Below are 23,272 nucleotides of genomic sequence, written 5' to 3' on the forward strand. Positions count from 1 at the left end.
GCCCGCGGCGCCGGCACCCGCCGACGCCGGGCCCGCGGCCGCCGGTACGGTCACGGCACCGGCCACGGCCCCGGCCCCGGCACGCGCTCCGTGGTACCGCCGCGGCTGGGTGCTCGGCGTCGGCGCCGCAGTGCTCGCGCTGCTCGCCTTCACGAGCGGATTCGTCGCGGGCACTGCGACGAACCTCGTGAACTCGTTCGCGACGCAGACGGCGTTCGGCGACCACGACGGCGACGGCGACGGGTTCGGCCGTCCGGGCCCGGGGGCCTTCCCGGGGCAGGGACAGCCCGGCCGGCCGGGCGGCCCCGGTCAGCTCGACGACGGCGACCAGGACTCCGACGTGCCGGGTCAGTACGACGACGACGGCACGACGAACTGACGGCCGAACGTCGGCCGCTCACCGCCACCGCCACCGCTCAGCGGTACTCGGGGTTCGCCTCGAAGCCGTAGTGCTCGCCGCCGTCCCACTCCGAGCGCACGTTGCCGATCGCGGGGATGCCGCCCGCCTGCTTCAGCAGGTGCGCCAGGTGCATGAGGTTGTAGCTCATGAACGTGGTGTTGCGGTTGGTGAAGTCGTTCTCGGGTCCGCCCGAGCCCTCGTCGAGGTAGCTCGGGCCGGGTCCGGCCTCGCCGATCCACCCCGCGTCGGCGGCCGGCGGGATCGTGTAGCCGATGTGCTGCAGGCTGTAGAGGATGTTCGACGCGCAGTGCTTGATGCCGTCCTCGTTGCCGGTGATGACCGCGCCGCCGACCTTGCCGTAGTACACGTACTGCCCGCGCTCGTTCTTCTCCCCGCTCATGGCGTACAGCCGCTCGATGAGCCGCTTCGTCACCGACGAGTTGTCGCCGAGCCAGATCGGGCCGCCCACCACGAGGATGTCGGCCGCGTCCACGAGCGGCCACACCTCCTCGGGCCAGGCGTCGTACTGCCAGCCGTGCTCCCGCATGTCGGGGTAGACCCCCGTGGCGATGTCGTGGTCGATGAGCCGGATGGCGTCGACGTGCACGCCGTGGTCGCGCATGAGCTTGATGCTCGCGTCCATGAGCCCCTGCGTATGGCTCACCTCGGGCGAGCGCTTGAGGGTGCAGTTGATGAACACCGCGCGGAGATCGCTGTAATCGGGCTGCTCTGCCATGACACCGAACCTAGACCCGGTGCGAGCGGATGTCGCGGGGTTCGCAGCGAACGCACACGCGGCACCGTGCGACATCCGCCCGGCACCCACCCTCAGTACTGGAGCAGGCTGTAGATCTCGTAGCGGTCGCCCAAGCGCGCGCGGCCGCCGAGCTCGGGGAGCTCGATCGCGACCGAGATGCCCGCGACGTGCCAGCCGGCGCGCTCGACGAGCCGCGCGGCCGCCCCGACGGTGCCGCCGGTGGCGAGCACGTCGTCGACGATGAGCACCCGCGATCCGGGCGGCAGCTCACCCTCGTGCACCTCGAGCGCGGCGGTGCCGTACTCGAGGCTGTAGTGCTCGGTGAGCACGGCGCGCGGCAGCTTGCCGGCCTTGCGCACCGGCAGCAGGCCCGCTCCGCAGAGGGCGGATGCCGCGCCGGCGAGCAGGAATCCGCGCGCCTCGACGCCCGCGAGGTAGTCGAACCGTCCCGCGAACGGCGCCGTGAGCGCCTCGGCGAGCGCGTGGAACGCCGGCCCGTCGGCGAACACGGGCGTGAGGTCGCGGAACTGCACGCCGGGCTCCGGGAAGTCGGGGATGACCGCGATCCGTGCCTCGACGAGGGCGCGCGCCTGCTGCTCGTTCACCGGTTCAGGCTATATCCGGATGCGGCACGGCGGGCGGCATCGCGGCATCCGCTCAATCGTTCGTTCGATGCCGGCGCCCGTGCCCGCTTGCGAGGATGGGAGCACCCCCCTGTTCCTGCCCCCTGGAGTCCCGTGTCCCCGAAGCAGCTGTTCCGCGGCCTCGCCCTCGCCGAAGCCGTCACCTGGACGATCCTCATCACCGCCCTCATCCTCCGCGCCACCGCGGGGCTCGACCTCGTGGTCGTGGGCGGCTCGATCCACGGATTCGTCTTCCTCACCTACGCGGCCATCGTGCTGCTCGTCGGCGTGAACCAGCGCTGGAGCATCGGCCTCATGGCGCTCGGCGTCGTGACCGCGATCGTGCCGTACGCGACGATCCCGTTCGAGCTCTGGCTCGTGAAGCGCGGCCGGCTCGAGGGCGACTGGCGCCGCGAGGCGGGCGAGCACCCGGCCGACGGCAACGTCGTGAACCGGCTGCTGCGCTGGGGGCTCGGGCGTCCGGTGCTGCTCACGGTGCTCGGCGTCGTCGGCGTCGCGGCGGTGTTCACGGCGCTGCTGATCGTGGGCCCGCCCGGGGGCCGCGAGGCCTGAGTCGCGGGCGGCGAAGCCGGACGGGCAGCGGATGCCGCGGCATCCGCTCGCCCGAACCCGCACGCTCGCGCGCCGACGCGAGACAATGAGGGCATGCCCATCCTGAACAAGGACATGTCGGTCTGCATCTCGCTCGCGGGCCGGCCGTCGAACCTCGGCACCCGGTTCCACAACTTCCTCTACGACGAGCTCGGCCTGAACTTCCTCTACAAGGCGTTCACGACCGACGACATCGAGGGGGCCGTGCGCGCCATCCGCGCGCTCGGGATCCGCGGCTGCTCGGTGTCGATGCCGTTCAAGGAGGCCGTGATCCCGCTCGTCGACGTCATGGAGGAGTCGGCCGCGGCCATCGAGTCGGTCAACACCATCGTGAACGACGACGGCGTGCTCACCGCCTCGAACACCGACTACGAGGCGATCGCCGAGCTCATCGCGGAGCACGCCCTCGACCCGCGGCAGCGCGTGCTCGTGCGCGGCTCGGGCGGCATGGCGAAGGCCGTCGTCGCGGCGTTCCGCGGGGCGGGCTTCGACGACCTCACCGTCGTCGCCCGCAACGAGGCCGCGGGCCGCGCGATCGCCGACAAGTACGGCTACCGGTGGGTCGCCGACGACCCCGAGCCCGACTTCGACCTCATCGTCAACGTGACCCCGCTCGGCATGCACGGGGCGGATGCCGCGGCGCTCGCGTTCACGCTCCCGTTCATCCGGCGCGCGACCACGGTGTTCGACGTGGTGGCGTTCCCCGCCGAGACGCCGCTCATCGCCGAGGCCCGCCGCGCGGGCAAGCGCGTGATCACGGGCGCCGAGGTGATCGCCCTGCAGGCCGCCCGCCAGTTCGAGCGGTACACGGGCGTGCGGCTCACCCGCGACCAGGTCGACCGCGCGGCGGCGTTCTCGCGGGCGGGGTAGCCCCGGTCACGGCGCGCAGGGCGCCCGGTAGACTTGCGGGGTCCGGCATCCGCCCCGCGGCATCCGCCCGCCGCCGTTCTCTGGAGCTCGCCACTCGTGACCACCGACGCCCCCGCCACGACCGCTGCCCCGACGACGCCCCCGACGCCGGTGCTCGACACCGTCGAGGTCGCCGCGGCCACGCCCGAGAAGGAGCAGCCGTACGCCGCGCTGGGCCTGAAGCCCGACGAGTACGAGCGCATCCGCAACATCCTCGGCCGGCGCCCCACGAGCGCCGAGCTCGCGATGTACTCGGTCATGTGGAGCGAGCACTGCTCCTACAAGTCGAGCAAGATCTACCTGCGCCAGTTCGGCAAGAAGGTCACGCCCGACATGAAGCAGCACCTCATGGTGGGCATGGGCGAGAACGCCGGCGTGCTCGACATCGGCGAGGGCTGGGCCGTCACGTTCAAGATCGAGTCGCACAACCACCCGTCGTACATCGAGCCGTTCCAGGGCGCCGCGACCGGCGTCGGCGGCATCGTTCGCGACATCATCTCGATGGGCGCCCGCCCGGTCGCCGTCATGGACGCGCTGCGCTTCGGCGCGATCGACCACCCCGACACGGCTCGTGTCGTGCACGGCGTCGTCGCCGGCATCAGCTTCTACGGCAACTGCCTCGGCCTGCCGAACATCGGCGGCGAGACGTGGTTCGACCCGACCTACCAGGCGAACCCGCTCGTCAACGCGCTCGCGGTCGGCGTGCTGCGGCACGAAGACCTGCACCTCGCGAACGCGAAGGGCGCGGGCAACAAGGTCGTGCTCTTCGGCGCCCGCACGGGCGGCGACGGCATCGGCGGCGCGTCGATCCTCGCGTCCGACACGTTCGCCGAGGGCGGTCCCACCAAGCGCCCCGCGGTCCAGGTCGGCGACCCGTTCGCCGAGAAGGTGCTCATCGAGTGCTGCCTCGAGCTCTTCGCGGGCGACCTCGTCGAGGGCATCCAGGACCTCGGCGCGGCAGGCATCTCGTGCGCGACCTCCGAGCTCGCCTCGAACGGCGACGGCGGCATGTCGATCGTGCTCGACGACGTGCTGCTGCGCGACCCCACGCTCACGCCCGAGGAGATCCTCATGAGCGAGAGCCAGGAGCGCATGATGGCGATCGTGAAGCCCGAGAAGCTCGAGGGCTTCCTCGAGGTGGTGCGCAAGTGGGACGTCGAGACGAGCGTGCTCGGCGAGGTCACCGACACCGGCCGCCTCAGCATCATGTGGCACGGCCAGGAGATCGTGAACGTCGACCCGCGCACCGTCGCCGTCGACGGCCCCGTCTACGAGCGCCCCGTCGCCTACCCCGCCTACCAGGACGCACTGCAGGCCGACACCGCCGCGAACCTCGCCCGCCCCCAGTCGGGCGACGAGCTGCGCGGCCAGTTCCTGCAGCTCGTGGGCTCGGCGAACCAGGCGGATGCCGCGTGGATCACGAACCAGTACGACAACTACGTGCTCGGCAACACGGCACTCAGCTACCCCGACGACGCCGGCATGATCCGCGTCGACGAGGAGTCGGGCCTCGGGGTCTCGGTCGCGACCGACGCGAACGGCCGCTACTCGCAGCTCGACCCGCGCCAGGGCGCGAAGCTCGCCCTCGCCGAGGCGTACCGCAACGTCGCCGTCACCGGCGCCAAGCCCATGGGCGTCTCCGACTGCCTCAACTTCGGCTCCCCCGAGAACCCCGAGGTCATGTGGCAGTTCTCCGAGACCGTCGAGGGACTCAGCGACGGATGCCTCGAGCTCGGCATCCCCGTCACGGGCGGCAACGTGAGCTTCTACAACCAGACCGGTGACGTGCCGATCCACCCCACGCCCGTGATCGCCGTGCTCGGCGTGATCGACGACGTCGCCCGTCGCATCCCGAGCGGCTGGCAGGACGACGGCCACAACATCTACCTCCTCGGCGACACGAGGGCGGAGCTCGACGGCTCCGCGTGGGCGGGCGTCGTGCACGGCCACCTCGGCGGCCTCCCGCCCGCGGTCGACCTCGCCGCCGAGAAGCAGCTCGCCGAGCTGCTCAACGCGGCCGCGGTCGAGGGCCTCATCGACGCCGCGCACGACCTCAGCGACGGCGGCCTCGCGATCGCCCTCGCGGAGGCGGTCGGCCGCTTCGGCGTCGGTGCCCGCGTGTTCCTCGGCGAGGTCACGGGCGACGCGGGCATCGACCTCGCGACCGCGCTCTTCTCGGAGTCGGCCGGTCGCGTGATCGTCTCGGTCCCCCGCGAAGACGACGTGAAGTTCCGCGGCCTGTGCGACGGCCGGGGCGTGCCGGTACGTCGCATCGGCGTGACGGATGCCGCATCCGGCTCGCTCGAGGTGCAGGACGCGTTCACCGTGTCGATCGACGAGCTGCGCACCGTGCACCGGGCACCGCTCGCCGACGCCTTCGGCCCGGTCGTCGGGTACTGACGCCTGCGGGCGGGGTCGACGGGCGCGCGGATGCCGGCTGACGGGGAGCTCGAGGATCGTCGGCAGACGTATCCCGAGGCGTACGCGGCAGCCCACGGCGCCTTCGCGCTGATCCCCGCTGCCTACGTGTTCCTGCTCGACGGACGCCGCGTGCTGCTGCAGCGCCGGGCGAACACGGGGTTCTACGACGGGTGGTGGGCGGCCGCGGCCGCCGGGCACGTCGAAGCGGGCGAGTCGGTGTTCGCGACCGCGGTGCGCGAGACCGCCGAGGAGCTCGGGGTCGCGATCGCGGAGTCCGACCTCGAGCCGCTGACGGCGATGCATCGCACGGCGCCCACCGGGCTGCCGGTCGACCAGCGCATCGACGTGTTCTTCGCCTGCACGCGCTGGAGCGGCATCCCGGCGCTGCAGGAGGACAAGGCCACCGAGCTCGCGTGGTTCGACCTCGACGCCCTGCCCGACCGCGTCGTGCACCATGAGCGTTTCGTGCTCGACGGGCTGCGCGACGGCGGGCTGCCTGCGGTCATGGCGTTCGGATTCGGCGCCGACGACGCCCGCGGCGGTGGGACCTGACGATGGAGGCCGTCATCGGATGGCTCGCCGCGCTCTTCGCGGCGACGATCGTCGTCGCCATGGCCGTACGCGCCGTACGCACGCGCCGCGGCTCCCGCCTGCGCGCGGCCTTCGGCCCGCTGATGGGCGCGGGCGAGGCCTATCAGGAGCTGCACACCGGTCAGCGCGGCCTGCGAGACTCGGTGATCGAGTCGATCCAGGAGCAGGAGCAGCGCCCGTCGCGCACCGACGACGACCGCTGACCGGGGAGCCTGCCCGGCCTACGCGCCCTGGGGCGGGTGCGCCAGCAGGTCGACGCGGTCGGCGAGGTAGGCGCCGAGCGGGATGACCGCATCGGCGCGGGCCGGGTCCCAGCGCACGACGACCTCGGGTCGCCGGTCGACCTCGGCGAGCGCGAGCGGACCGACCCCCGCGCGCAGCGATTCGACGTCGAGCGGCAGGGGCGGCGCGTCGAAGACCACCGTCTCGCCCTCGGCGATGCCGCCCTTCACGGCGGCGGCGCGGTAGGCGCGCTGCTCGGCGACGGCGTTCGCGGGAACGCTCTTGCGGGCGGGCCGCTCGGCGCGCACCACACGTCCCGTCGCGTACAGGCGACCCTCCGCGTCGAGCAGCAGCGCCCCGAGCCGCCAGATCCGGCCCGCCGGCGTCATCCTGGCCGCGCGGGGCAGCCCGAGCACGCGGCGCTCCGGCACGAAATCGGCGAGCACTTCGCTGCGAGCGGATGCCGCGGCGAGCTCCGCGACCGCGTGCGCGACGAGCCGGCGGGCGCGCGCCACGGCTGCCTCGTCGGCGGTCGCGTCTGCGACGTCGTCGGCGGCATCGGTCATGCCGACGAGCCTACGTCGACACCGCGACCGAGGCCCCAGCGGAACCCGCCGCGAACGCGGCATCCGCTCGTCGCGGCCCTGCAGCGCGAGCGCGGCGCCGGAATCATCCGCTTCGGGTGACGCGGTCCGGCGGCCGGCGGAGGAACGTGGGACCAGCGGCGGCACCCCGCCACCGCAGGCAACCTGCAGAGGACTGATGGACATGACCGAGTATTCACTGGACGACCTCGGACCCGTTGACTTCCTCGTCATCGAGTTCCCCGAGGGCCAGTCGAACTTCACCGGCGAGATCGCGGAGGAGCTGGTGAACCTCGTCGAGGCCGGCACCATCCGCCTCATCGACGCGATCATCCTGACGAAGGACGAGGACGGGACGGTCGACGCGCTCGAACTCTCGGACGCGGGCGACCTCGGCGCCCTCGTCGAACTCGAGGCCGAACTCGCCGAGCTGCTCGCGGCCGACGACGTCGTGAACCTCGCGCACGCGATGGAACCGGGCAGCATCGCCGGCGTCATCGTCTACGAGAACATCTGGGCCGCGCCGTTCGCCGCCGCGGCGCGCCGCGCGGGCGGGCAGCTCATCGCGAACGGGCGGATCCCGATCCAGGCGATCATCGCCTCGATCGAGGCCGACGAGGCACTCGAGACCGACGCGGCGTCGGGGGCCGAGGCGACCGGTGGGGCCGACGAGGCCCTCGAGACGACAGGAGCATGAGATGCCACTGAGAGCAGCACGAGTCGGACGGGTCGGCGTCGTCGGCGCCCCCGTCGCCAAGGCCGCCGTCGTGGGGGCGGCCGTGTCTCCGGGGCGTTCCCCGGTCGCGAAGGCCGCCGTGGTCGGCGCCGCCGTCACCCCGGGGCGTTCCCCGGTCGCGAAGGCCGCCGTGGTCGGCGCAGCGGTGACACCCGGGCGCAGACGACGCATCTAGACGAATCCCTCCGCGGCCGAGCGGAACGGGGCCGCGGCCGCGGAGGATCGGGGGAATGACATGAGCGTCGAGACGTTCGACATCGTCGTGCGGGGCGAACTCGGCCCGATGATCACCGACGAGCTCGAGGGGTTCGACGTGGTCTCACGCGAGCTGGGGACGACGCACCTGCGGGGGCAGGTGCCCGACCAGGCACGGCTCGTCGGACTCCTCGACCTCCTGCGCGGGTTCAACGTGGAGATCGAGTCGGTCACGCACGTGCTCGCTCCACCCGGCTGACCGGGGGGATCAGGCCGAGTTCGCGCGCGCGCGCGATCGCCGCGCTGCGCCCCGAGACGCCGAGCTTCCGATAGATGTGCGCCATGTGCGTCTTGAGCGTGTTGACCGACACGTAGCAGCGCATCGCGAGCTCGCCGCTCGTCGAGTGGTCGGGCAGGTACGCGAGGATCTCGAGTTCGCGGTCCGTGAGCGGTTCGGGCAGTCCGTCGTTCGCATCCGCGGGCGACGGCTCGATCCGCTGGCGCCGCGCGAGGATCGCCTCGGCGAGGCCGCCTCGCGCGGCTGACAGCTCCTCCACGAGGTCGAGCACGACGTCACCGCCGCCCACGAACACCTCCGCGAGGCCGTCGGGCTCGGCGAGGTCGAGGGCCGCGGAGATGAGGCCCAACGCCGTGCGGTGCGCGCCCGCGAGCTCGGCGAGCCAGGCGAGCAGCATCGCCCGCTGGATGTCGCCGCGCGGCCGCTCTGCGGCGAACAGGTGCGCCGATCCACCCAGGATGCGTCGGGCCGGCTCCCGGTTGCCGAGGTGCAACGATGCGGCGGCGGTCTCGAACGCGAGGTCGGCGGTGGTCGGCGGGGCGTCGCCCCGGAGACGGAGCGCCTCCTCGCTGCGCCCGGTGCGGCGGAGCAGGGCCATGTGGTCGGCGATCAGGCGATCGCGGATCAGGGGCGCGGGCGCGGATGCCGGCTCGCGCTCGGACTGCCCGGTGAGGTCGACCAGCTCCAGCGCCTCGTCGAACCGGCCGCTCGCCGGGGCGATCGCCGCGTGGAGGGCGAGGGCGATCCATTCCAGTTGCGTGCGCCGGTTGGACTCGGCGCGCACGGCGCCGTCGCGCAGCGGCGCCTCCGCCGCGTCGGGCGACCCGCGCTCGCACGCGGCCAGCGCCTCGGCGAGGCGGGCGTCGGCGATGATCGGGTGCGTGAGCAGCCCGCTGGACGCGGCGATCGCGATGGCCTCCCCCGCGAGGAGCCGGGCTTCGGCGAGCCGGCCGCACCACGCCCGCAGCAGGGCGATGGATCCCAGGGCGCCCACCCGGAACGGCGGGTACGCGATGCCGTCGGTCGCCAGCGCGCGCATCAGCCACGCATCGGCGCCCGCGAGGTCGCCCGCGAGGAACCGCGACCGGCCCGCCGATCCGACCGAGAGGGTCTCGAGTAATGCCCGCGACGTGAGGCGCATGAGGTCGGGGATCTCCATGCCGGGGTCGGACTCGAGCAGCGCGATCGCCCGGTCGGCGGCGCGGATCGTCTCATCGGGGCGAGGGTTCCACTGGGCGGTCGCCGAGGTCCAGGCGTGCGCGATCGTGCGCTGTCCGGCCGTGGCGCGCTGATCGCCGGCCACTCGGCCGAGGATGGCTGCGGCCGCAGCCGCGTCACCCTGCATCCCGGTGAGGATGCCCAGCTCGAGCTCGACGTCGAGGCGGCCCCGCCGAGCGGCCTCCGGTACCGTCGTGATCCAGCGGATGACGGTGCGTGCCTCGCCGCGCTCGAAGACGTCGCTCCCCCGCGCCATGATCGCATCGAGCGCGCGCTCCCAGTCCTGCGCCTGGAGCAGGTATTCGACCGCGGGGGCGATCTCGCCCCGATCGAGGTGGTGATCCGCGGCGCGGCCCAGCAACCGGGCGGCCTCGGCCGGGTCGTCGGCCCGCAGCCGGTAGCGGAGCAGGTCGCGGAAGAGATGGTGGAAGCGGAACTGCTCGCGTCGCGCGTCGACCGCGGTGAAGAACATCGACTCCTGCTCGAGTCGATCGAACAGTTGCCGGGAGTCGGAACGCTCGAGCACGTCGTCGACGAGGTCGGTGGTCAGCGTGTCGAGCAGCGACATCCGGAGCAGGAGTTCGCGACCGCTGTCGGGCAACGCGTCGAGCACTTCCTCGGTGAGGTACTCGGCGATGAGCCGGTCGGTGCCGCCGAACTCCGCGACGAACGCGTCCGAGTCCGGGTGGAAGCGGAGCGTGAGTCCGGCGAGCTGCAGTCCGGCGGCCCAACCCTCGGTGCGTTCCACGAGCGCCTCGAGGGTCGCCGGGCGGATCGCGCGCCGTGCGACCCTCGCGAGCAGCTCGGAGGACTCCGGGGCGGTCATGGCGAGGTCGGACTGCCGGATCTCGAGGAGCCGATCACGCAGGCGCAGCCCGCTCCACGCGATCGGCGGGTCGACCCGCGTCGAGAGCACGATGTGCGCGTTCGACGGAATCGCGGCGGCGAGCCGGCCGAGGTCGGCGAGCAACTCGCCGTTCGAGAGGTGGTGCAGGTCGTCGAGCACGATGACGGTCTCGGGGAGGCGCGCCAGCACCTCGACGAGCGACGCCAGCAGCGATGCGCCGAGCCCGCCCGCATGCGTCGGAACGCGCGGCGCGGCGTCGACGACCTGGGGACGCACCCCCGCGAGCCCCGACGCGAGTCGATGGGCGAACCGCGCGGGATCGTCGTCCGCCGCCTCGACGTCGATCCACACGACGGCGAGGTCGGGGTGCGCCGCCGCCCACTGGCGGAGCAGCACCGTCTTGCCGGCGCCGGCCTGCGCGACCACGATCGTCAGCGGCAGGGACAGGGCGGCATCCAGCCGCTCCCTCAGCGCCGGGCGCTCGACGAGGTCGTCGCGTGCAGGGCCCTGGACCACTCGCCACCTCCCGTGCAGGCCGGCTCGGGGGGATGGGTGCCGGCTCGGTCATTCTCCGCGACGCCGTCGCACGTCCCAGTGCCGAAAGACCCTTGCCCCCGCAGCGCGGCGCCGCCAGAGTGGCAGCATCACTCGATCCGGGTGATGTGGTCGGATATGACGCGGAATAGCGTCGAAACGAGTCGGGCGTGATGGACACGCCCGGATTGAAGGGGAACATGCTCAACACATTCTGGGACTTCTTGGTCTGGCTCTTCTGGTTCTACGTCATCATCGCGTGCATCTGGATCTTCATCACGGTGTTCGTCGACATCTTCCGGGACTCCAGCCTCAACGGCTGGGCCAAGGCACTGTGGGTGCTGTTCCTCGTGTTCTTCCCCTTCCTGGCGGCGTTCATCTACCTGATCGCGCGGGGCGACAGCATGACCAAGCGCAACATGGAGCGGGCGCAGGCGGCGAGCGCGCAGCAGGCCGAGTACATCCGCTCGGTCGCGGCACCCACCTCGGGCGCGGCGGAGATCGAGTCCGCCAAGAAGCTGCTCGACAGCGGCGCGATCACGCAGGCCGAGTACGAGTCGCTCAAGGCCAAGGCGCTGGCCTGACGTCGGCGACGCGGACGCCCGCGGCAGCCGGTTCACCCCGGACGCCGCGGGCGTCGTCGTGTCCGGCGGATGCCGCGGACCTTCCGCGAGCGCGTGCGGGCCGGCCGCGCGGGCTCGTGGCCCGGCCGGCTCAGCTGCTGCGGCCGATGAGGGCGAGCAGCGCCAGGCCGTAGGCCTCCGACGCATCCGGATGCTCGAAGCGGAGCGTCTCGCCGCCGACCTCGATCTCGACCTCGTACGCGTCGGCCAGGCGCCGCAGGCCACGGAAGGTCGCGCGCAGCAGCTCGCGCAGCTGGTCCTCCCGCGGCAGCCACACGGCGTCGGCGATCGAGACGGAGTCGAGCGCCCACTCGGTCGTGCCGTTGAACCCGAGGATCGTGCCCGACGGGTACTTGTGCGGCTCGATCGTCATGTCGCTGACGGTGAAGACGTCGGCCTCGACCTCCGCCTCGACGTCGTTGGACAGGTCGAGCTGGAAGCGGTCGCCCGATTCCGGATGCCACGCGAGTCCCGCGTCGCGAAGCTCGAGGGCCAGCTCGCGGCTGATCATGGGGCACTCCGGTCGTCGTCGGTGCGGCGGATCCGCGCCGGCCCCATGGCAGCCCCGAACCCGATGACGAGGATCCCGGCGAACAGCAGGGCGTAGCGCATCGTGAGCAGCCCGATCACACCGAGCAGGATCCCGATGACGACGACGATGCGGGCGATGCGCCGTCGCACCGTGGGGGTGCGCCACCAGCGCACGACGAACCCCGGCATCAGGCGCCCACCTCGAACCGGATGCCCGTGGCCTGCTCCGCGACCGCCCAGACCCGGGCGCCGACGTCGGGGTCGCTCGAGGTGCGCGTGGGCTGCTGCAGCGCCGGGGCGCCCTTGGTGCGGTACCGGGGGCCCCAGAACTGGCCGCCCTCGACGCCCGCAGCGGTGGCGGCGTGCACGACCGGCTCGGCCCCGCGGTGCTTGCCCTGCGCCCACGGCGCCTGGAGGGCGTCGGTGAAGCGCGTGGCCGCGGTCGGCTCGTTCACGCCCGGCACGGTGGGGGTGCGCCCCGAGATCGCGTAGCCGGGGTGGGCCACGACGCTGGCCGCACGGGGGGCGGCAGCAGCCCCTGCCCGCAAACGCCGGTCGAGTTCGAAGCCGATCGACTGGGCGGCGATCTTCGACTGCGCGTACGCACGCCACGCGTCGTAGCCCCGCTCGAGCTGCAGGTCGTCGACGCGCAACGACGAGAGCCGGGTCGCGAGCGACCCGAGCGACACGATGCGCGCGCCGTCGGCGAGGTGCGGCAGCACCCGGGCGAGCAGGGCGAAGTGGCCGAGCACGTTCGTGGCGAGCACGAGCTCGTTGCCGTCGGGGCTCTCGAGCCGCGTGCCGGGCACGTGCACCATGCCGGCGTTGAGCACGAGTCCGTCGAGCGGCGCGGCGGCGAGCACCTCGCCGGCGCCGGCGGCGACCGAGTCGAGCGACGACGTGTCGATCACGAGCGTGTCGATGGATGCCGCAGGGACCCGCTCGCGGATCGCCCGCACCGCGGCATCCAACCGCTCCGGGCTGCGGCCCGATAGCACGACGTGCGCGCCCGCGGCCGCGAGCCGCGCCGAGGTGAAGAACCCGATGCCCGCGTTCGCGCCCGTGACGAGGAACCGCCGCCCCGCCTGCGACGGCACCGGGAGCGGGTACCGGGTCACGGCGCCGACGACCCGCCCGCGCCGGAGGCTCCCACCCCGCCGTTGCCGCCGGCCAGCTGCTCGTGGTGCTGGATCACCTCGGCGACGACGAAGTTGAACCACTTCTCGGCGAACGCGGGGTCGAGGTGCGCGTCCTCGGCGAGGGCCCGCAGCCGCGCGATCTGCCGCTTCTCGCGGTCGGGATCGCTCGGCGGGAGGCCGTGCTCGGCCTTCAGCCGCCCCACCTGCTGCGTGAACTTGAACCGTTCGGCGAGCAGGTGGATGAGGGCCGCGTCGATGTTGTCGATGCTCGATCGGATGCCGAGCAGCTGGGTGAGCGCAGCCTCGCGGTCGTCGGGGGCCTCGGTGGTCATGCTTCGACCCTAGGCGCTCCCGACGCCGGAGCGGAACGCGCGCAGCCGCAGGCTGTTGCCCACGACGAACACGCTCGAGAACGCCATCGCCGCACCGGCGAGCATCGGGTTCAGCAGGCCCAGCGCTGCGAGCGGGATCGCGGCCACGTTGTACGCGAACGCCCAGAACAGGTTGACCTTGATCGTGCCGAGCGTCGAGCGCGCGAGCCGGATCGCGTCGACCGCGGCGAGCAGGTCGCCGCGCACGAGCGTGATGTCGGATGCCTCGATCGCCACGTCGCTGCCGGTGCCCATGGCGATGCCGAGGTCGGCCTGTGCGAGGGCGGCGGCGTCGTTCACGCCGTCGCCGGCCATGGCGACGATGCGACCCCCGGCCTGGAGGCGCGCCACAACGGCGACCTTGTCGGCCGGGAGCACCTCGGCGATCACCTCGTCGATGCCGACCTCGGCGGCGACGCGCCGCGCGACCGTCTCGTTGTCGCCCGTGAGCAGGATCGGCGTGAGCCCGAGCCGGCGCAGCCGCGCCACCGCGTCGGCGCTCGTGGGCTTCACGGCGTCGGCCACCGTGAGCACGCCGCGCAGGCGTCCGTCCCAGGCGACGTACACGGCGGTGCGTCCCTCGGCTTCGGCTCGGGCAGCGGATGCCGCGAGCTCCTCGTCGACCTCGAGCGCCCACTCGGCGAGCAGTGTCGCGCGGCCGACGAGCACGAGGCATCCGTCGACCACGCCGTGCACGCCGCGCCCCGCGAGGTTCTCGAACGACTCGGGAACGGGCAGCGGCCCGAAGCGCCGCTCCGCCTCGTCGGCGATGGCGCGCGCGATGGGGTGCTCCGACGCGTGCTCGACCGCTCCGGCGAGGCGCAGGAGTTCCGCCTCGTCGACGCCGTCGGCCGCGTGGACGCCGTCGAGCGACATCCGCCCGGTGGTGACCGTGCCGGTCTTGTCGAGCACGATCGTGTCGACGCGACGGGTGGACTCGAGCACCTCGGGGCCCGTGATCAGGATGCCGAGCTGCGCGCCGCGACCCGTGCCGACGAGCAGGGCCGTGGGCGTCGCGAGTCCGAGCGCGCACGGGCAGGCGATGATGAGCACGGCGACCGCGGCGGTGAACGCGGCCTCGGGCGGGAAGCCGCCGCCGAGCCACGCGCCGAGCGTCGCGACGGCGATGAGGATGACGACGGGCACGAACACGCCGGCCACGCGGTCGGCGAGGCGCTGCACGTCGGCCTTGCCCGACTGGGCGTCCTCGACGAGCTTCGCTATCTGCGCGAGCTGCGTGTCGGCGCCGACCCGGGTCGCGCGCACGACGAGGCGACCGCCCGCGTTGACGGTCGCGCCCACGACGGCGTCGCCCGCGGCGACCTCGACCGGCACGGACTCGCCCGTGAGCAGCGACGCGTCGACCGCGCTGCGCCCATCGACCACGACGCCGTCGGTGGCGATCTTCTCGCCGGGCCGCACGACGAACTCGTCGCCGACCGCGAGCTGCTCGAGCGGGATGCGTGTCTCGATGCCGCCGCGCAGCACCGCGACGTCCTTCGCGCCGAGCTCGAGGAGCGCACGCAGGGCGGCGCCCGCCTGGCGCTTCGAGCGCTTCTCGAAGTAGCGGCCGGCGAGCACGAACATCGTGACGCCCGCGGCGACCTCGAGGTAGAGGTTCGCGGCGCCGTCGCTGGGCGCGACCGTGAGCTCGAACGCGTGGGTCATGCCGGGCACGCCCGCCGTGCCGAGGAACAGCGCGTACGTCGACCACAGGAAGGCCGCGAGCGTGCCGACCGAGATGAGGGTGTCCATCGTGGCCGCGCCGTGGCGGAGGTTGAGCCACGCGGCCCGGTGGAACGGCCACGCGGCCCACACCACGACGGGCGCGGCGAGCGCGAACGCCGCCCACTGCCAGTACGTGAACTGGAGTGCGGGCACCATCGAGAGGAGGATCACCGGCACCGAGAGCACGATGCTGCCGATGAGCCGCTGGCGGAGCGAGCGGAGCTCGGCGTCGGCGCGCGTCTCACCGGGCGCCGCGGCATCCGCACCCGCCGAGCCGCCGGCCGCCGCCGGCGGGGCGGGCAGCGTCGCGGTGTAGCCGGCCTCCTCGACCACGGCGATGAGCCGCTGCGCGTCGACATCGGCCGGTGCGGCGACGCGCGCCTTCTCGGTCGCGTAGTTGACCGACGCGGTCACGCCGTCGAGCTTGTTGAGCTTCTTCTCGATGCGCATCGCGCACGACGCGCAGGTCATGCCGCCGATCTCGAGCTCGACGTCGGTCGTGGCGACGGCGACCCCGGAGACCCCGCGGTCACCGGGGGACGGGATGCCGGCGGACGGGGCGCCGGGGGCGTGCGGGCCGGTGGGGCTGGTCATGGTGCTCCTCGTTCGCGTCGCGCTCAGTGCGCGTCGGTGTGGGCGTCGCCGTCGGGCGAGTCGGAGTGGCTGTCGTCGTGGGTGCCGGCACCGGGCACGGGCTCGTCGTGCGAGTCCGAGGTGTGGGATGCCGCGGCATCCGCCTCGACCGCGGTCACCACGAACGGCAGGCTGTGCACCGTGCCGTCGAGCTGCAGGTCGAGGTACAGCAGGTAGCGACCGGGTGTGGGGGCCTCGGCCATGAAGGTGATGCCGGGGCCGGGCTCGGTCTCGCCGTCGTCCGGCTCGCCCATCGGATGCACGTGCAGGTACGCGAGGTCGCCATCGCGGAGCGCCACGAGGTGACCGTAGGCGCCGAGGTACGGCTCGAGCGTCGTGACGGGCTCGCCGTCGCGCGTGACGGTGAAGGTGAGCTCGCTCGAGGCGCCGGCCGCGAGTTCGCCGTCGAGCTCGACCGCGAGGTCGCCGTCGGCCGCCGTCGTGGTGTCGCCGCCGCGCGGCGCGGGGGCGAAGTCGCCGGCGACCTCGAGCGTGCTCGTGAGCGTGACCGTGTCGCCGAGGTCGGTCGGCACGAAGTCGGCGAAGACCCGGTAGGTGCCGGCGGCGCCCCAGCTCCACGGGATGGTCCAGGTTCCGGCGCCGTCGGTCGTGGGGTGCACGTGGCGGAACTCGGCGCCGTCGGTGCGCACCACGATGAGGTGCAGGTCCTTCTCGTGGGCGCGGTCGTAGTCGGTGAGCGGCCCGCCGTCGGGGCCGAGGAGCGTGAACGCCAGCTCGCCCGATGCGCCCTCGGCATCCGGTGCCGTCAGCTCGACGAGCCGGTAGCCGGCGTGCGAGACCGAGAGGCCGCGCACGTCGTCGCCGGGTGCGGGTGCGGCGGATGTCGCGGATGCGGCCGTGTCGTGGTTCTTCATCGTGTCCTCCGTGGTGCCAGAGGTCCAAGCGGCCGATTCCTCGGCCGGGATGATCACCCGGGCCGCCCCGAAGGCGACGGCGAACACCGCCGCCGCCCCCGCGGCGAACAGCCCGAGCCGGGTCGCGGTGCGCACGTCAGACGCGCACTGCGCTGTAGCCGGCCTCCTCGACGGCGGCGAGCACGCCCGCGTCGTCGAGGTCGGCCGGCGCGGTCACGGTGAGGCGGCCGGATGCCGCGGAGACGTCGATCACGTCGACGCCGCCGAGCTGCGCGACCTCCTCGCGCACCGACAGCTCGCAGTGGCCGCAGGTCATGCCCGTCACCTGGTACTCGCGCTGGCTCATGGTGGACTCCTTCTCGTCGTGCGGGTCCGGCCGGCGGCGCCGGCGGACCCGTCTGGTCTGGGTTCGTGGATACCCCTAGGGGGTACTCACTCGAACAGCATACCCATGATGGGTATTCCGGGCAAGCCGGCACGGGAATCGCCCGGATGCCGTGCGCGCACGGATGCCCCACCCCGGGCGCCGTCACGAGAACAGGAGGCGCCGAGCCGGCGCGCCGCGAAACGTCCTGCTTTCGTGTGCCCGTCGGCGCGTCATCCTGTTCTCGTGACAGGGCTCGGCGCCGCGGGAGCGGAGGCGGGAGCGGAGGCGGGGCCGGCCCGCACGAAGGGTCTCGATTCCGGCCCGCACGGCAACCCGGATACGGGCCTGCGGCCCTACTCGGTCGGCAAGGCGACGCGGCGGCGCGGCATCCGGAGCCGGCCCTGCGCGAGCAGGATGCCGAGCAGCACGAGCACCGCGCCGAGCGGCTCGTGCCACGAGAACCGCTCGCCGAGCAGTACCACCCCGAGCACGACGCCGACCACGGGCGTGACGTAGGTGACCGTGGAGGTGCCCGTGGGTCCCCAGGCGCGCAGCACGTTGATGTTCCAGATGTACGCGAGGCCCGTGCCGAGCACGCCGAGCGCGAGGAGCGACGCGACGATGGTCCAGTCGAGCTCGACCGGGGCGATGGCGATCCACGGGGTGAGCGCGAGCATCACGACGGCCGAGACGCCGATCGAGAGGAACGCGAACGTGGCGGGCGCGATCGGGCGCTGGCTGAGGAAGCGGCGCTGGTACCCGAAGGTGAAGCCGTAGCAGGCCGTGGCGACGAGGCACGCGAGCTGGCCCGCGAGGCTGCCCGTGAGGGCCGTGTACTGCCACGGCCCGATCACGACGAGCACGCCGAGGATGCCGACGCCGACGCCGGCCCACCGCGAGAGCCCGAGCCGCTCGACCCGGAACACGAGCGTCGCCATGAGGGCCGTCATGATCGGCGTGGTCGCGTTGTAGATCGACGCGAGGCTCGACGACACGTACTGCTCGGCCCACGCGAAGCACAGGTACGGGATGACGCATGTCGTGAGCGACACCACGAGGAAGTGGAGCCACACCACGCGCTCGCGCGGCAGCACCGGGCCGGGCGTGCCGTCGGCACGGGGCACTCGGGGCCGCATGACGAGCACGATGACACCGAGGGCGAGCCCGCCGAGGAGCGTGCGCGTCCACGCGACCTGCCCGAACGACACGCCTTCGAGGGCGACCTTCATGAAGAGGAAGCTCGACCCCCACACGACGCCCATCGCGAGGAACTGCACCCACGTCGACACGCGCCCCGGGCGCTTCGGTGCGGATGCCGCGACGGCGGCCTGTTCGGCGGTGCTGGTGCTCACCGGACGAGCGTACGACCGGCCACCGGCATCCGCGGAGGGTACGGAAGGTGCTTGTCCGGAATCCGCCGAAGTCCGGCAGCCGCGAACCGCCCGCACTGCCGGCAGCCGCCCCCACTGCCGCGACCGGCCGCACCCGCATAGGCTGAACGGCATGACCACCCATTTCGATGTCGTCGTGCTGGGCGCAGGCCCCGGCGGATACGTCGCCGCGGTCCGCGCGGCCCAGCTCGGCCTCCGCACGGCCGTGATCGAGGAGAAGTACTGGGGAGGCGTCTGCCTCAACGTCGGGTGCATCCCGTCGAAGGCGCTCCTCCGCAATGCCGAACTCGCCCACATCTTCCACGACCAGGCCAAGACCTTCGGCATCTCGGGGGAGGCGACGTTCGACTACGGCGTCGCCTTCGACCGCAGTCGCACGGTCGCCGACGGGCGCGTCAAGGGCGTGCACTACCTGATGAAGAAGAACGGAATCACCGAGTTCGACGGACGCGGCACCTTCCGCGACGCGAACACGATCGACGTCGCGAAGGCCGACGGGTCGACCGAGACCCTCACGTTCGCGAACGCGATCATCGCGACCGGATCGCGCGTGCGCCTGCTCCCCGGCGTCGAGCTGTCGTCGAACATCGTCACCTACGAGACGCAGATCATGCAGCGCGACCTGCCCCGCTCGATCGCCATCGTCGGCGCGGGCGCGATCGGCATGGAGTTCGCGTACGTCATGCGCAACTACGGCGTCGACGTGACGATCATCGAGTTCCTCGACCGCGCGCTTCCCAATGAAGACGTCGACGTCTCGAAGGAGATCACGAAGCAGTACCGCAAGCTCGGCGTGCCGATCCTCACCTCGACCCGCGTCGAGACCGTCACCGACAACGGCTCCTCGGTCACCGTGGCCTATACGGGTGCCGACGGCCAGCCGGGCTCGCTCGAGGTCGACCGGGTGCTCATGGCGGTGGGCTTCGCGCCCAACGTCGAGGGCTTCGGCCTCGAGAACACGGGCGTGCAGCTCACCGAGCGCGGCGCGATCGACATCGACGAGTTCATGCGCACGAACGTGCCGCACATCTACGCGATCGGCGACGTCACCGCGAAGCTCATGCTCGCGCACGTCGCCGAGGCGATGGGCGTGGTCGCGGCCGAGACCATCGGCGGCGCCGAGACCATGTCGCTCGGCGACTACCGCATGATGCCGCGCGCCACCTTCTGCTCGCCGCAGGTCGCGAGTTTCGGCCTCACCGAGCAGCAGGCCCGCGACGAGGGCTACGACGTGAAGGTCGCGACCTTCCCGTTCTCGGCGAACGGCAAGGCGCACGGCCTCGGCGAGCCCACGGGCTTCGTCAAGCTCGTGGCCGACGCGAAGTACCTCGAGCTGCTCGGCGGCCACCTCATCGGCCCGGATGCCTCGGAGCTGTTGCCCGAGCTGACCCTCGCCCAGAAGTGGGACCTCGGGGCTCTCGAGCTCGCGCGCAACGTGCACACGCACCCCACCCTCTCCGAGGCGCTGCAGGAGGCGTACCACGGCCTGGTCGGCCACATGATCAACATGTGAGGCGCCCCCGCCGGTCGGGTCGGGCGCGCAGCGCCCAGCGCCGATTTCGAGACCCGCCGGCGCACGTGCACAGCAACAGGGCGGATGCCGCGACACCACGTCGTGGCATCCGCCCCTGTTCGTGTCGGTCATTGCGGTTGCGGCCCACCCGGATCAGACTCGGACCCGGGGGCGTCATGGATACCGACCTGTTCGTGCACTTCGCCGAGATCGCCGGCATCTTCGTGGGGTTCGGCGCGCTGATCGGCCTGCGCAGCACGCGCGTGACCGACCTGCACGATGTCGTCTACCTGAAGTCGGTGCTCGCGCTCGGCGTGTGGGTCGTGATCTTCGCGCTCCTGCCGATCGTGGTGAGCCGGTACGGAGTGGACGACCACGCGCTCTGGCTGTCGTGCGCCGCGGCGGCCCTCGTCATCTGGGTCGTCGGCGTCTTCGGTCTCAACCGGATGGCGGAATGGCGGGCGTTCAACCGGAGCCAGGACCTGGAACCGGTGGATCGGTTCTTCCCCGTCATCGGGCTGCCGTTGCACCTCATCACCGCCGGCAGCCTCGTGCTCATCGTCATCGGAATCCGGCCCGCCATCGACGAGGCGCTGTACGTGACGGCGCTCTGCGCGGGCATCGTCTTCGGCGGGTACGCGCTCCTCGTGAGCGTGCTCAGCCGGCCACCGGTCTCCGCGTCGGACCGCACCCCGCCGGTCGAGTAGGGCGCGCAGCGCCCGTATCGAGACCCTGCTCCTCACGTGTCTCGATACGCGGCTCCGCCGCTACTCGACCGACGGGTTCTCGATACGCGGCTCCGCCGCTACTCGACCGACGACCGGCGACCGCGGCACGGCAACGGGGGCGGATGCCGGACCGAGAGGTCCGAGGCATCCGCCCCCGTCGTGTCGGCGACGCGGCCAGGGCAGGCATTCCCGCCGCGTCGCAGCTGTCGTCCGGCGGCCGCCCACCCCATTCCGGGCGGCCGCCGGAACCCTAGTGGTGCGTCGCCTTCTCGGCCCCGATGCCGGTGAGCGAGCGCACCTCCATCTCGGACTGCTTGGCGGGGCTCTCGATGCCCTTGTCGAGCACCGAGCCGAGCCAGCCGAGGAGGAAGGCGAGCGGGATCGAGATGATGCCGGGGTTCGACAGCGGCACGATGTCGAAGTCGGCGCCCGGGATCATCGAGGTGGGCGTGCCCGACACGACCGGCGAGAGCGCGATGAGGATGAGCGCCGACGCGAGGCCGCCGTACATGCTCCAGAGCGCGCCCTGCGTCGTGAACCTCTTCCAGAAGAGCGAGTACACGATAGTCGGCAGGTTGGCGGATGCCGCGACCGCGAACGCCAGAGCCACGAGGAACGCGATGTTCTGCCCGTTCGCCCCGATGCCGCCGATGATCGCGATGATGCCGATGACGACGACCGTGCGCCGCGCCACCTTCACCTCGGCGCCCGGTGCGGGCTTGCCCTTCTTCACGACGCTCGCGTAGATGTCGTGCGCGAAGGACGCCGCTGCGGTGATCGTGAGGCCCGCCACGACCGCGAGGATCGTCGCGAAGGCGATCGCCGAGATGAGGCCGAGCAGCACGGGGCCGCCGAGCTCGAACGCGAGCAGCGGCGCCGCCGAGTTCGCGCCGCCCGGGGCCGCGAGGATCTTCTCGCCGCCGATCAGGGCCGCCGCGCCGTAGCCGAGCACGAGCGTGAAGACGTAGAAGATGCCGATGAGCCAGATCGCCCAGACGACCGACTTGCGGGCCTCCTTCGCGGTGGGCACCGTGTAGAAGCGCATGAGCACGTGCGGCAGGGCCGCGGTGCCGAGCACGAGCGCGAGGCCCAGCGAGAGGAAGTCGAGCTTCGCGACCTCGGAGACGCCGTACTTGAGGCCCGGGTCGAGGATCGCCGGGGTGCCGGCGGTCGCGACCGCGTTGTCGAGCAGCGTCGAGAAGCTGAAGCCGTTGATGGCGAGCACCCAGACGGTCATCACCGCGGCGCCCGCGATGAGCAGCACCGCCTTGATGATCTGCACCCACGTGGTGCCCTTCATGCCGCCGACGAGCACGTACAGGATCATGAGCGCGCCGACCACGGTGATCACGAGGCTCTGGCCGAGCTTGTCGCCGATGCCGAGCAGCAGCGACACGAGGCCGCCGGCGCCCGCCATCTGCGCGAGCAGGTAGAAGAAGCAGACGACGAGGGTCGTCGTGGCCGCCGCGATGCGCACGGGCCGCTGCTTCAGGCGGAACGAGAGCACGTCGGCCATCGTGAACTTGCCGGTGTTGCGCAGCAGCTCCGCGACGAGGAGCAGCGCCACGAGCCACGCGACGAGGAACCCGATGGAGTAGAGGAACCCGTCGTAGCCCGTGACGGCGATCGCGCCGACGATGCCGAGGAAGGATGCCGCCGACAGGTAGTCGCCTGCGATCGCGGAGCCGTTCTGCCCGCCCGTGAACGAGCGGCCGGCCGCGTAGTAGTCCGACGCCGTCTTGTTGTTCCGGCTCGCGCGGAACACGATGACCATCGTGATCGCGACGAACGCACCGAAGATCGCGATGTTGAGCCAGGGGTCGCCGGGCGAGGTGCTCGCCGCGTCGAGGTGGAGCATCAGCGCACCCCGCCTTCGGTGACGCCGACGCCGGACGCGGACGCCGAGGCATCCGTGCCGAAGACGCCCGACTCGACCTCGTCGCGGATCTGCTCCGCGAGCGGGTCGAAGTGCTTGTTCGCGAAGTGCACGTACCACATGGTCACGGCGAAGGTCGTGACGACCTGGGCGAGGCCCAGCAGCATGGCGACGTTGATCGAGCCGAACACCGGGGTCGACATGAAGTCGTGGGCGTACCCGGCGAGCAGCACGTAGACGATGTACCAGGCGAGGCACGCGCCCAGTACGGGGAAGACGAAGCTCCGGTGCGTGCGGCGGAGCTTCTGGAACTCTGGCGATACTTGCACGGCGCGGAAGTCGACGTCGGGAATCGTCCCGGTCTCCGCGCTCAGGGCGTCGTTGCCCATGGCGTCTCTCCTTCGAGGGGGTTCGGCGGGGGTGAGGGCCCGGCCGCTGCGGTGCGCAGTGCACTCATGCTGGTCGAGCGGATGCCGCGACGGGGGCCCTCGCCGTTCGTCGTCGCCGAGCGGCGCCGACGGTGCGACGAACGGCGCCGCGGCACGACGAA

Annotated in this window: 25 protein-coding genes and 1 pseudogene; 12 read left to right on the top strand and 14 right to left on the bottom strand. The window is 72.2% G+C overall.

Annotated elements, in window-relative coordinates; genetic code table 11:
• Window positions 1-379, top strand: a pseudogene (locus EDM22_RS12940) (hypothetical protein); the annotation flags it as partial.
• A 37-nt stretch (window positions 380-416) separates the two neighbouring features.
• On the opposite strand, the gene EDM22_RS12945 reads toward EDM22_RS12940, so the two are convergent.
• A complete protein-coding gene (locus EDM22_RS12945; protein WP_122937504.1) occupies window positions 417-1,136 on the bottom strand; it encodes a flavodoxin family protein in 720 nt (239 codons plus the stop codon).
• A gap of 92 nt (window positions 1,137-1,228) precedes the next feature.
• A complete protein-coding gene (locus EDM22_RS12950) occupies window positions 1,229-1,762 on the bottom strand; it encodes an adenine phosphoribosyltransferase (RefSeq protein WP_122937505.1) in 534 nt (177 codons plus the stop codon).
• Between the two features lie 132 nt (window positions 1,763-1,894).
• On the opposite strand from EDM22_RS12950, the gene EDM22_RS12955 reads away from it, so the two are divergent.
• From EDM22_RS12955 to EDM22_RS12975, 5 genes are all read left to right on the top strand, one after another.
• Entirely contained in the window at window positions 1,895-2,353 is a 459-nt protein-coding gene (locus EDM22_RS12955) for a DUF3817 domain-containing protein (RefSeq protein WP_122937506.1), read from the top strand.
• A gap of 93 nt (window positions 2,354-2,446) precedes the next feature.
• Window positions 2,447-3,262 (top strand): shikimate 5-dehydrogenase, encoded by an 816-nt coding sequence (locus tag EDM22_RS12960; protein WP_122937507.1) that lies wholly within the window; start codon window positions 2,447-2,449, stop codon window positions 3,260-3,262.
• 96 nt (window positions 3,263-3,358) lie between these two features.
• Window positions 3,359-5,701, top strand: coding sequence for a phosphoribosylformylglycinamidine synthase subunit PurL (gene purL / locus EDM22_RS12965; RefSeq protein WP_122937508.1), 2,343 nt, complete (start codon window positions 3,359-3,361; stop codon window positions 5,699-5,701).
• A 30-nt stretch (window positions 5,702-5,731) separates the two neighbouring features.
• Complete coding sequence (locus tag EDM22_RS12970) at window positions 5,732-6,274, top strand: NUDIX domain-containing protein (protein WP_122937509.1); 543 nt, start codon at window positions 5,732-5,734, stop codon at window positions 6,272-6,274.
• Between the two features lie 2 nt (window positions 6,275-6,276).
• Window positions 6,277-6,516, top strand: coding sequence for a hypothetical protein (locus EDM22_RS12975; RefSeq protein ID WP_122937510.1), 240 nt, complete (start codon window positions 6,277-6,279; stop codon window positions 6,514-6,516).
• A gap of 18 nt (window positions 6,517-6,534) precedes the next feature.
• Here the strand turns inward: EDM22_RS12975 and EDM22_RS12980 are convergent, their stop codons facing one another.
• Window positions 6,535-7,101, bottom strand: a complete 567-nt coding sequence (locus EDM22_RS12980) for a hypothetical protein (RefSeq protein WP_122937511.1) — start codon at window positions 7,099-7,101, stop codon at window positions 6,535-6,537.
• A 202-nt stretch (window positions 7,102-7,303) separates the two neighbouring features.
• On the opposite strand from EDM22_RS12980, the gene EDM22_RS12985 reads away from it, so the two are divergent.
• The 3 genes from EDM22_RS12985 to EDM22_RS12995 are packed head-to-tail and all read left to right on the top strand — an operon-like array spanning window position 7,304 to window position 8,309.
• Window positions 7,304-7,816: a DUF6325 family protein gene (locus EDM22_RS12985; RefSeq protein WP_122937540.1), complete on the top strand. Its 513-nt coding sequence runs from the start codon at window positions 7,304-7,306 to the stop codon at window positions 7,814-7,816.
• Between the two features lies 1 nt (window position 7,817).
• Window positions 7,818-8,030: a hypothetical protein gene (locus EDM22_RS12990; protein ID WP_122937512.1), complete on the top strand. Its 213-nt coding sequence runs from the start codon at window positions 7,818-7,820 to the stop codon at window positions 8,028-8,030.
• A 60-nt stretch (window positions 8,031-8,090) separates the two neighbouring features.
• On the top strand, window positions 8,091-8,309 hold the full coding sequence (locus tag EDM22_RS12995) for a hypothetical protein (protein WP_122937513.1): 219 nt from the start codon (window positions 8,091-8,093) through the stop codon (window positions 8,307-8,309).
• On the opposite strand, the gene EDM22_RS13000 is transcribed toward EDM22_RS12995, so the two are convergent.
• Entirely contained in the window at window positions 8,281-10,929 is a 2,649-nt protein-coding gene (locus EDM22_RS13000; RefSeq protein WP_122937514.1) for a winged helix-turn-helix domain-containing protein, read from the bottom strand. The two genes, EDM22_RS12995 and EDM22_RS13000, sit on opposite strands and share 29 nt — an antisense overlap.
• Before the next feature lie 218 nt (window positions 10,930-11,147).
• Between EDM22_RS13000 and EDM22_RS13005 the strand changes: the two genes are divergently transcribed.
• Window positions 11,148-11,531: an SHOCT domain-containing protein gene (locus EDM22_RS13005; protein ID WP_122937541.1), complete on the top strand. Its 384-nt coding sequence runs from the start codon at window positions 11,148-11,150 to the stop codon at window positions 11,529-11,531.
• A 130-nt stretch (window positions 11,532-11,661) separates the two neighbouring features.
• Here EDM22_RS13005 and EDM22_RS13010 read toward each other — a convergent pair whose 3' ends face one another.
• The 8 genes from EDM22_RS13010 to EDM22_RS13050 all read right to left on the bottom strand — a co-directional run bounded on the left by EDM22_RS13010 (window position 11,662) and on the right by EDM22_RS13050 (window position 18,476).
• Window positions 11,662-12,081 carry a pilus assembly protein CpaE gene (locus EDM22_RS13010; RefSeq protein ID WP_122937515.1) on the bottom strand — a complete coding sequence of 140 codons (420 nt, stop codon included), beginning with the start codon at window positions 12,079-12,081 and terminating at the stop codon, window positions 11,662-11,664.
• Window positions 12,078-12,290 (bottom strand): hypothetical protein, encoded by a 213-nt coding sequence (locus EDM22_RS13015; RefSeq protein WP_122937516.1) that lies wholly within the window; start codon window positions 12,288-12,290, stop codon window positions 12,078-12,080. Before EDM22_RS13015 ends, EDM22_RS13010 begins: the two co-directional genes overlap by 4 nt.
• Window positions 12,290-13,219: an SDR family NAD(P)-dependent oxidoreductase gene (locus EDM22_RS13020; protein WP_122937517.1), complete on the bottom strand. Its 930-nt coding sequence runs from the start codon at window positions 13,217-13,219 to the stop codon at window positions 12,290-12,292. The genes EDM22_RS13015 and EDM22_RS13020 overlap by 1 nt, the downstream gene beginning before the upstream one ends.
• Window positions 13,216-13,572, bottom strand: coding sequence for a chorismate mutase (locus EDM22_RS13025; RefSeq protein WP_122937518.1), 357 nt, complete (start codon window positions 13,570-13,572; stop codon window positions 13,216-13,218). The genes EDM22_RS13020 and EDM22_RS13025 overlap by 4 nt, the downstream gene beginning before the upstream one ends.
• A 9-nt stretch (window positions 13,573-13,581) precedes the next feature.
• Window positions 13,582-15,810: a heavy metal translocating P-type ATPase gene (locus EDM22_RS13030; RefSeq protein ID WP_245989362.1), complete on the bottom strand. Its 2,229-nt coding sequence runs from the start codon at window positions 15,808-15,810 to the stop codon at window positions 13,582-13,584.
• Window positions 15,811-15,956: 146 nt separating this feature from the next.
• Window positions 15,957-16,982: a heavy-metal-associated domain-containing protein gene (locus EDM22_RS13035; protein ID WP_170964127.1), complete on the bottom strand. Its 1,026-nt coding sequence runs from the start codon at window positions 16,980-16,982 to the stop codon at window positions 15,957-15,959.
• Window position 16,983: 1 nt separating this feature from the next.
• On the bottom strand, window positions 16,984-17,193 hold the full coding sequence (locus EDM22_RS13045; protein ID WP_122937522.1) for a heavy-metal-associated domain-containing protein: 210 nt from the start codon (window positions 17,191-17,193) through the stop codon (window positions 16,984-16,986).
• Window positions 17,194-17,567: 374 nt separating this feature from the next.
• On the bottom strand, window positions 17,568-18,476 hold the full coding sequence (locus EDM22_RS13050; protein ID WP_122937542.1) for a DMT family transporter: 909 nt from the start codon (window positions 18,474-18,476) through the stop codon (window positions 17,568-17,570).
• Window positions 18,477-18,717: 241 nt separating this feature from the next.
• Here EDM22_RS13050 and lpdA point away from each other — a divergent pair, with 241 nt between their 5' ends.
• Window positions 18,718-20,118, top strand: a complete 1,401-nt coding sequence (gene lpdA, locus EDM22_RS13055; RefSeq protein ID WP_122937523.1) for a dihydrolipoyl dehydrogenase — start codon at window positions 18,718-18,720, stop codon at window positions 20,116-20,118.
• 176 nt (window positions 20,119-20,294) lie between these two features.
• Window positions 20,295-20,825 carry a hypothetical protein gene (locus EDM22_RS13060; protein ID WP_122937524.1) on the top strand — a complete coding sequence of 177 codons (531 nt, stop codon included), beginning with the start codon at window positions 20,295-20,297 and terminating at the stop codon, window positions 20,823-20,825.
• A gap of 271 nt (window positions 20,826-21,096) precedes the next feature.
• Here EDM22_RS13060 and EDM22_RS13065 read toward each other — a convergent pair whose 3' ends face one another.
• Together EDM22_RS13065 and EDM22_RS13070 are read right to left on the bottom strand one after the other, a co-directional pair.
• On the bottom strand, window positions 21,097-22,704 hold the full coding sequence (locus EDM22_RS13065) for a solute symporter family protein (RefSeq protein ID WP_122937525.1): 1,608 nt from the start codon (window positions 22,702-22,704) through the stop codon (window positions 21,097-21,099).
• Window positions 22,704-23,111 carry a DUF485 domain-containing protein gene (locus EDM22_RS13070; RefSeq protein WP_122937526.1) on the bottom strand — a complete coding sequence of 136 codons (408 nt, stop codon included), beginning with the start codon at window positions 23,109-23,111 and terminating at the stop codon, window positions 22,704-22,706. The genes EDM22_RS13065 and EDM22_RS13070 overlap by 1 nt, the downstream gene beginning before the upstream one ends.
• Between the last annotated feature and the right edge of the window lie 161 nt (window positions 23,112-23,272).

Source organism: Agromyces tardus (assembly GCF_003710805.1).
Classification (GTDB): Bacteria; Actinomycetota; Actinomycetes; order Actinomycetales; family Microbacteriaceae; genus Agromyces; species Agromyces tardus.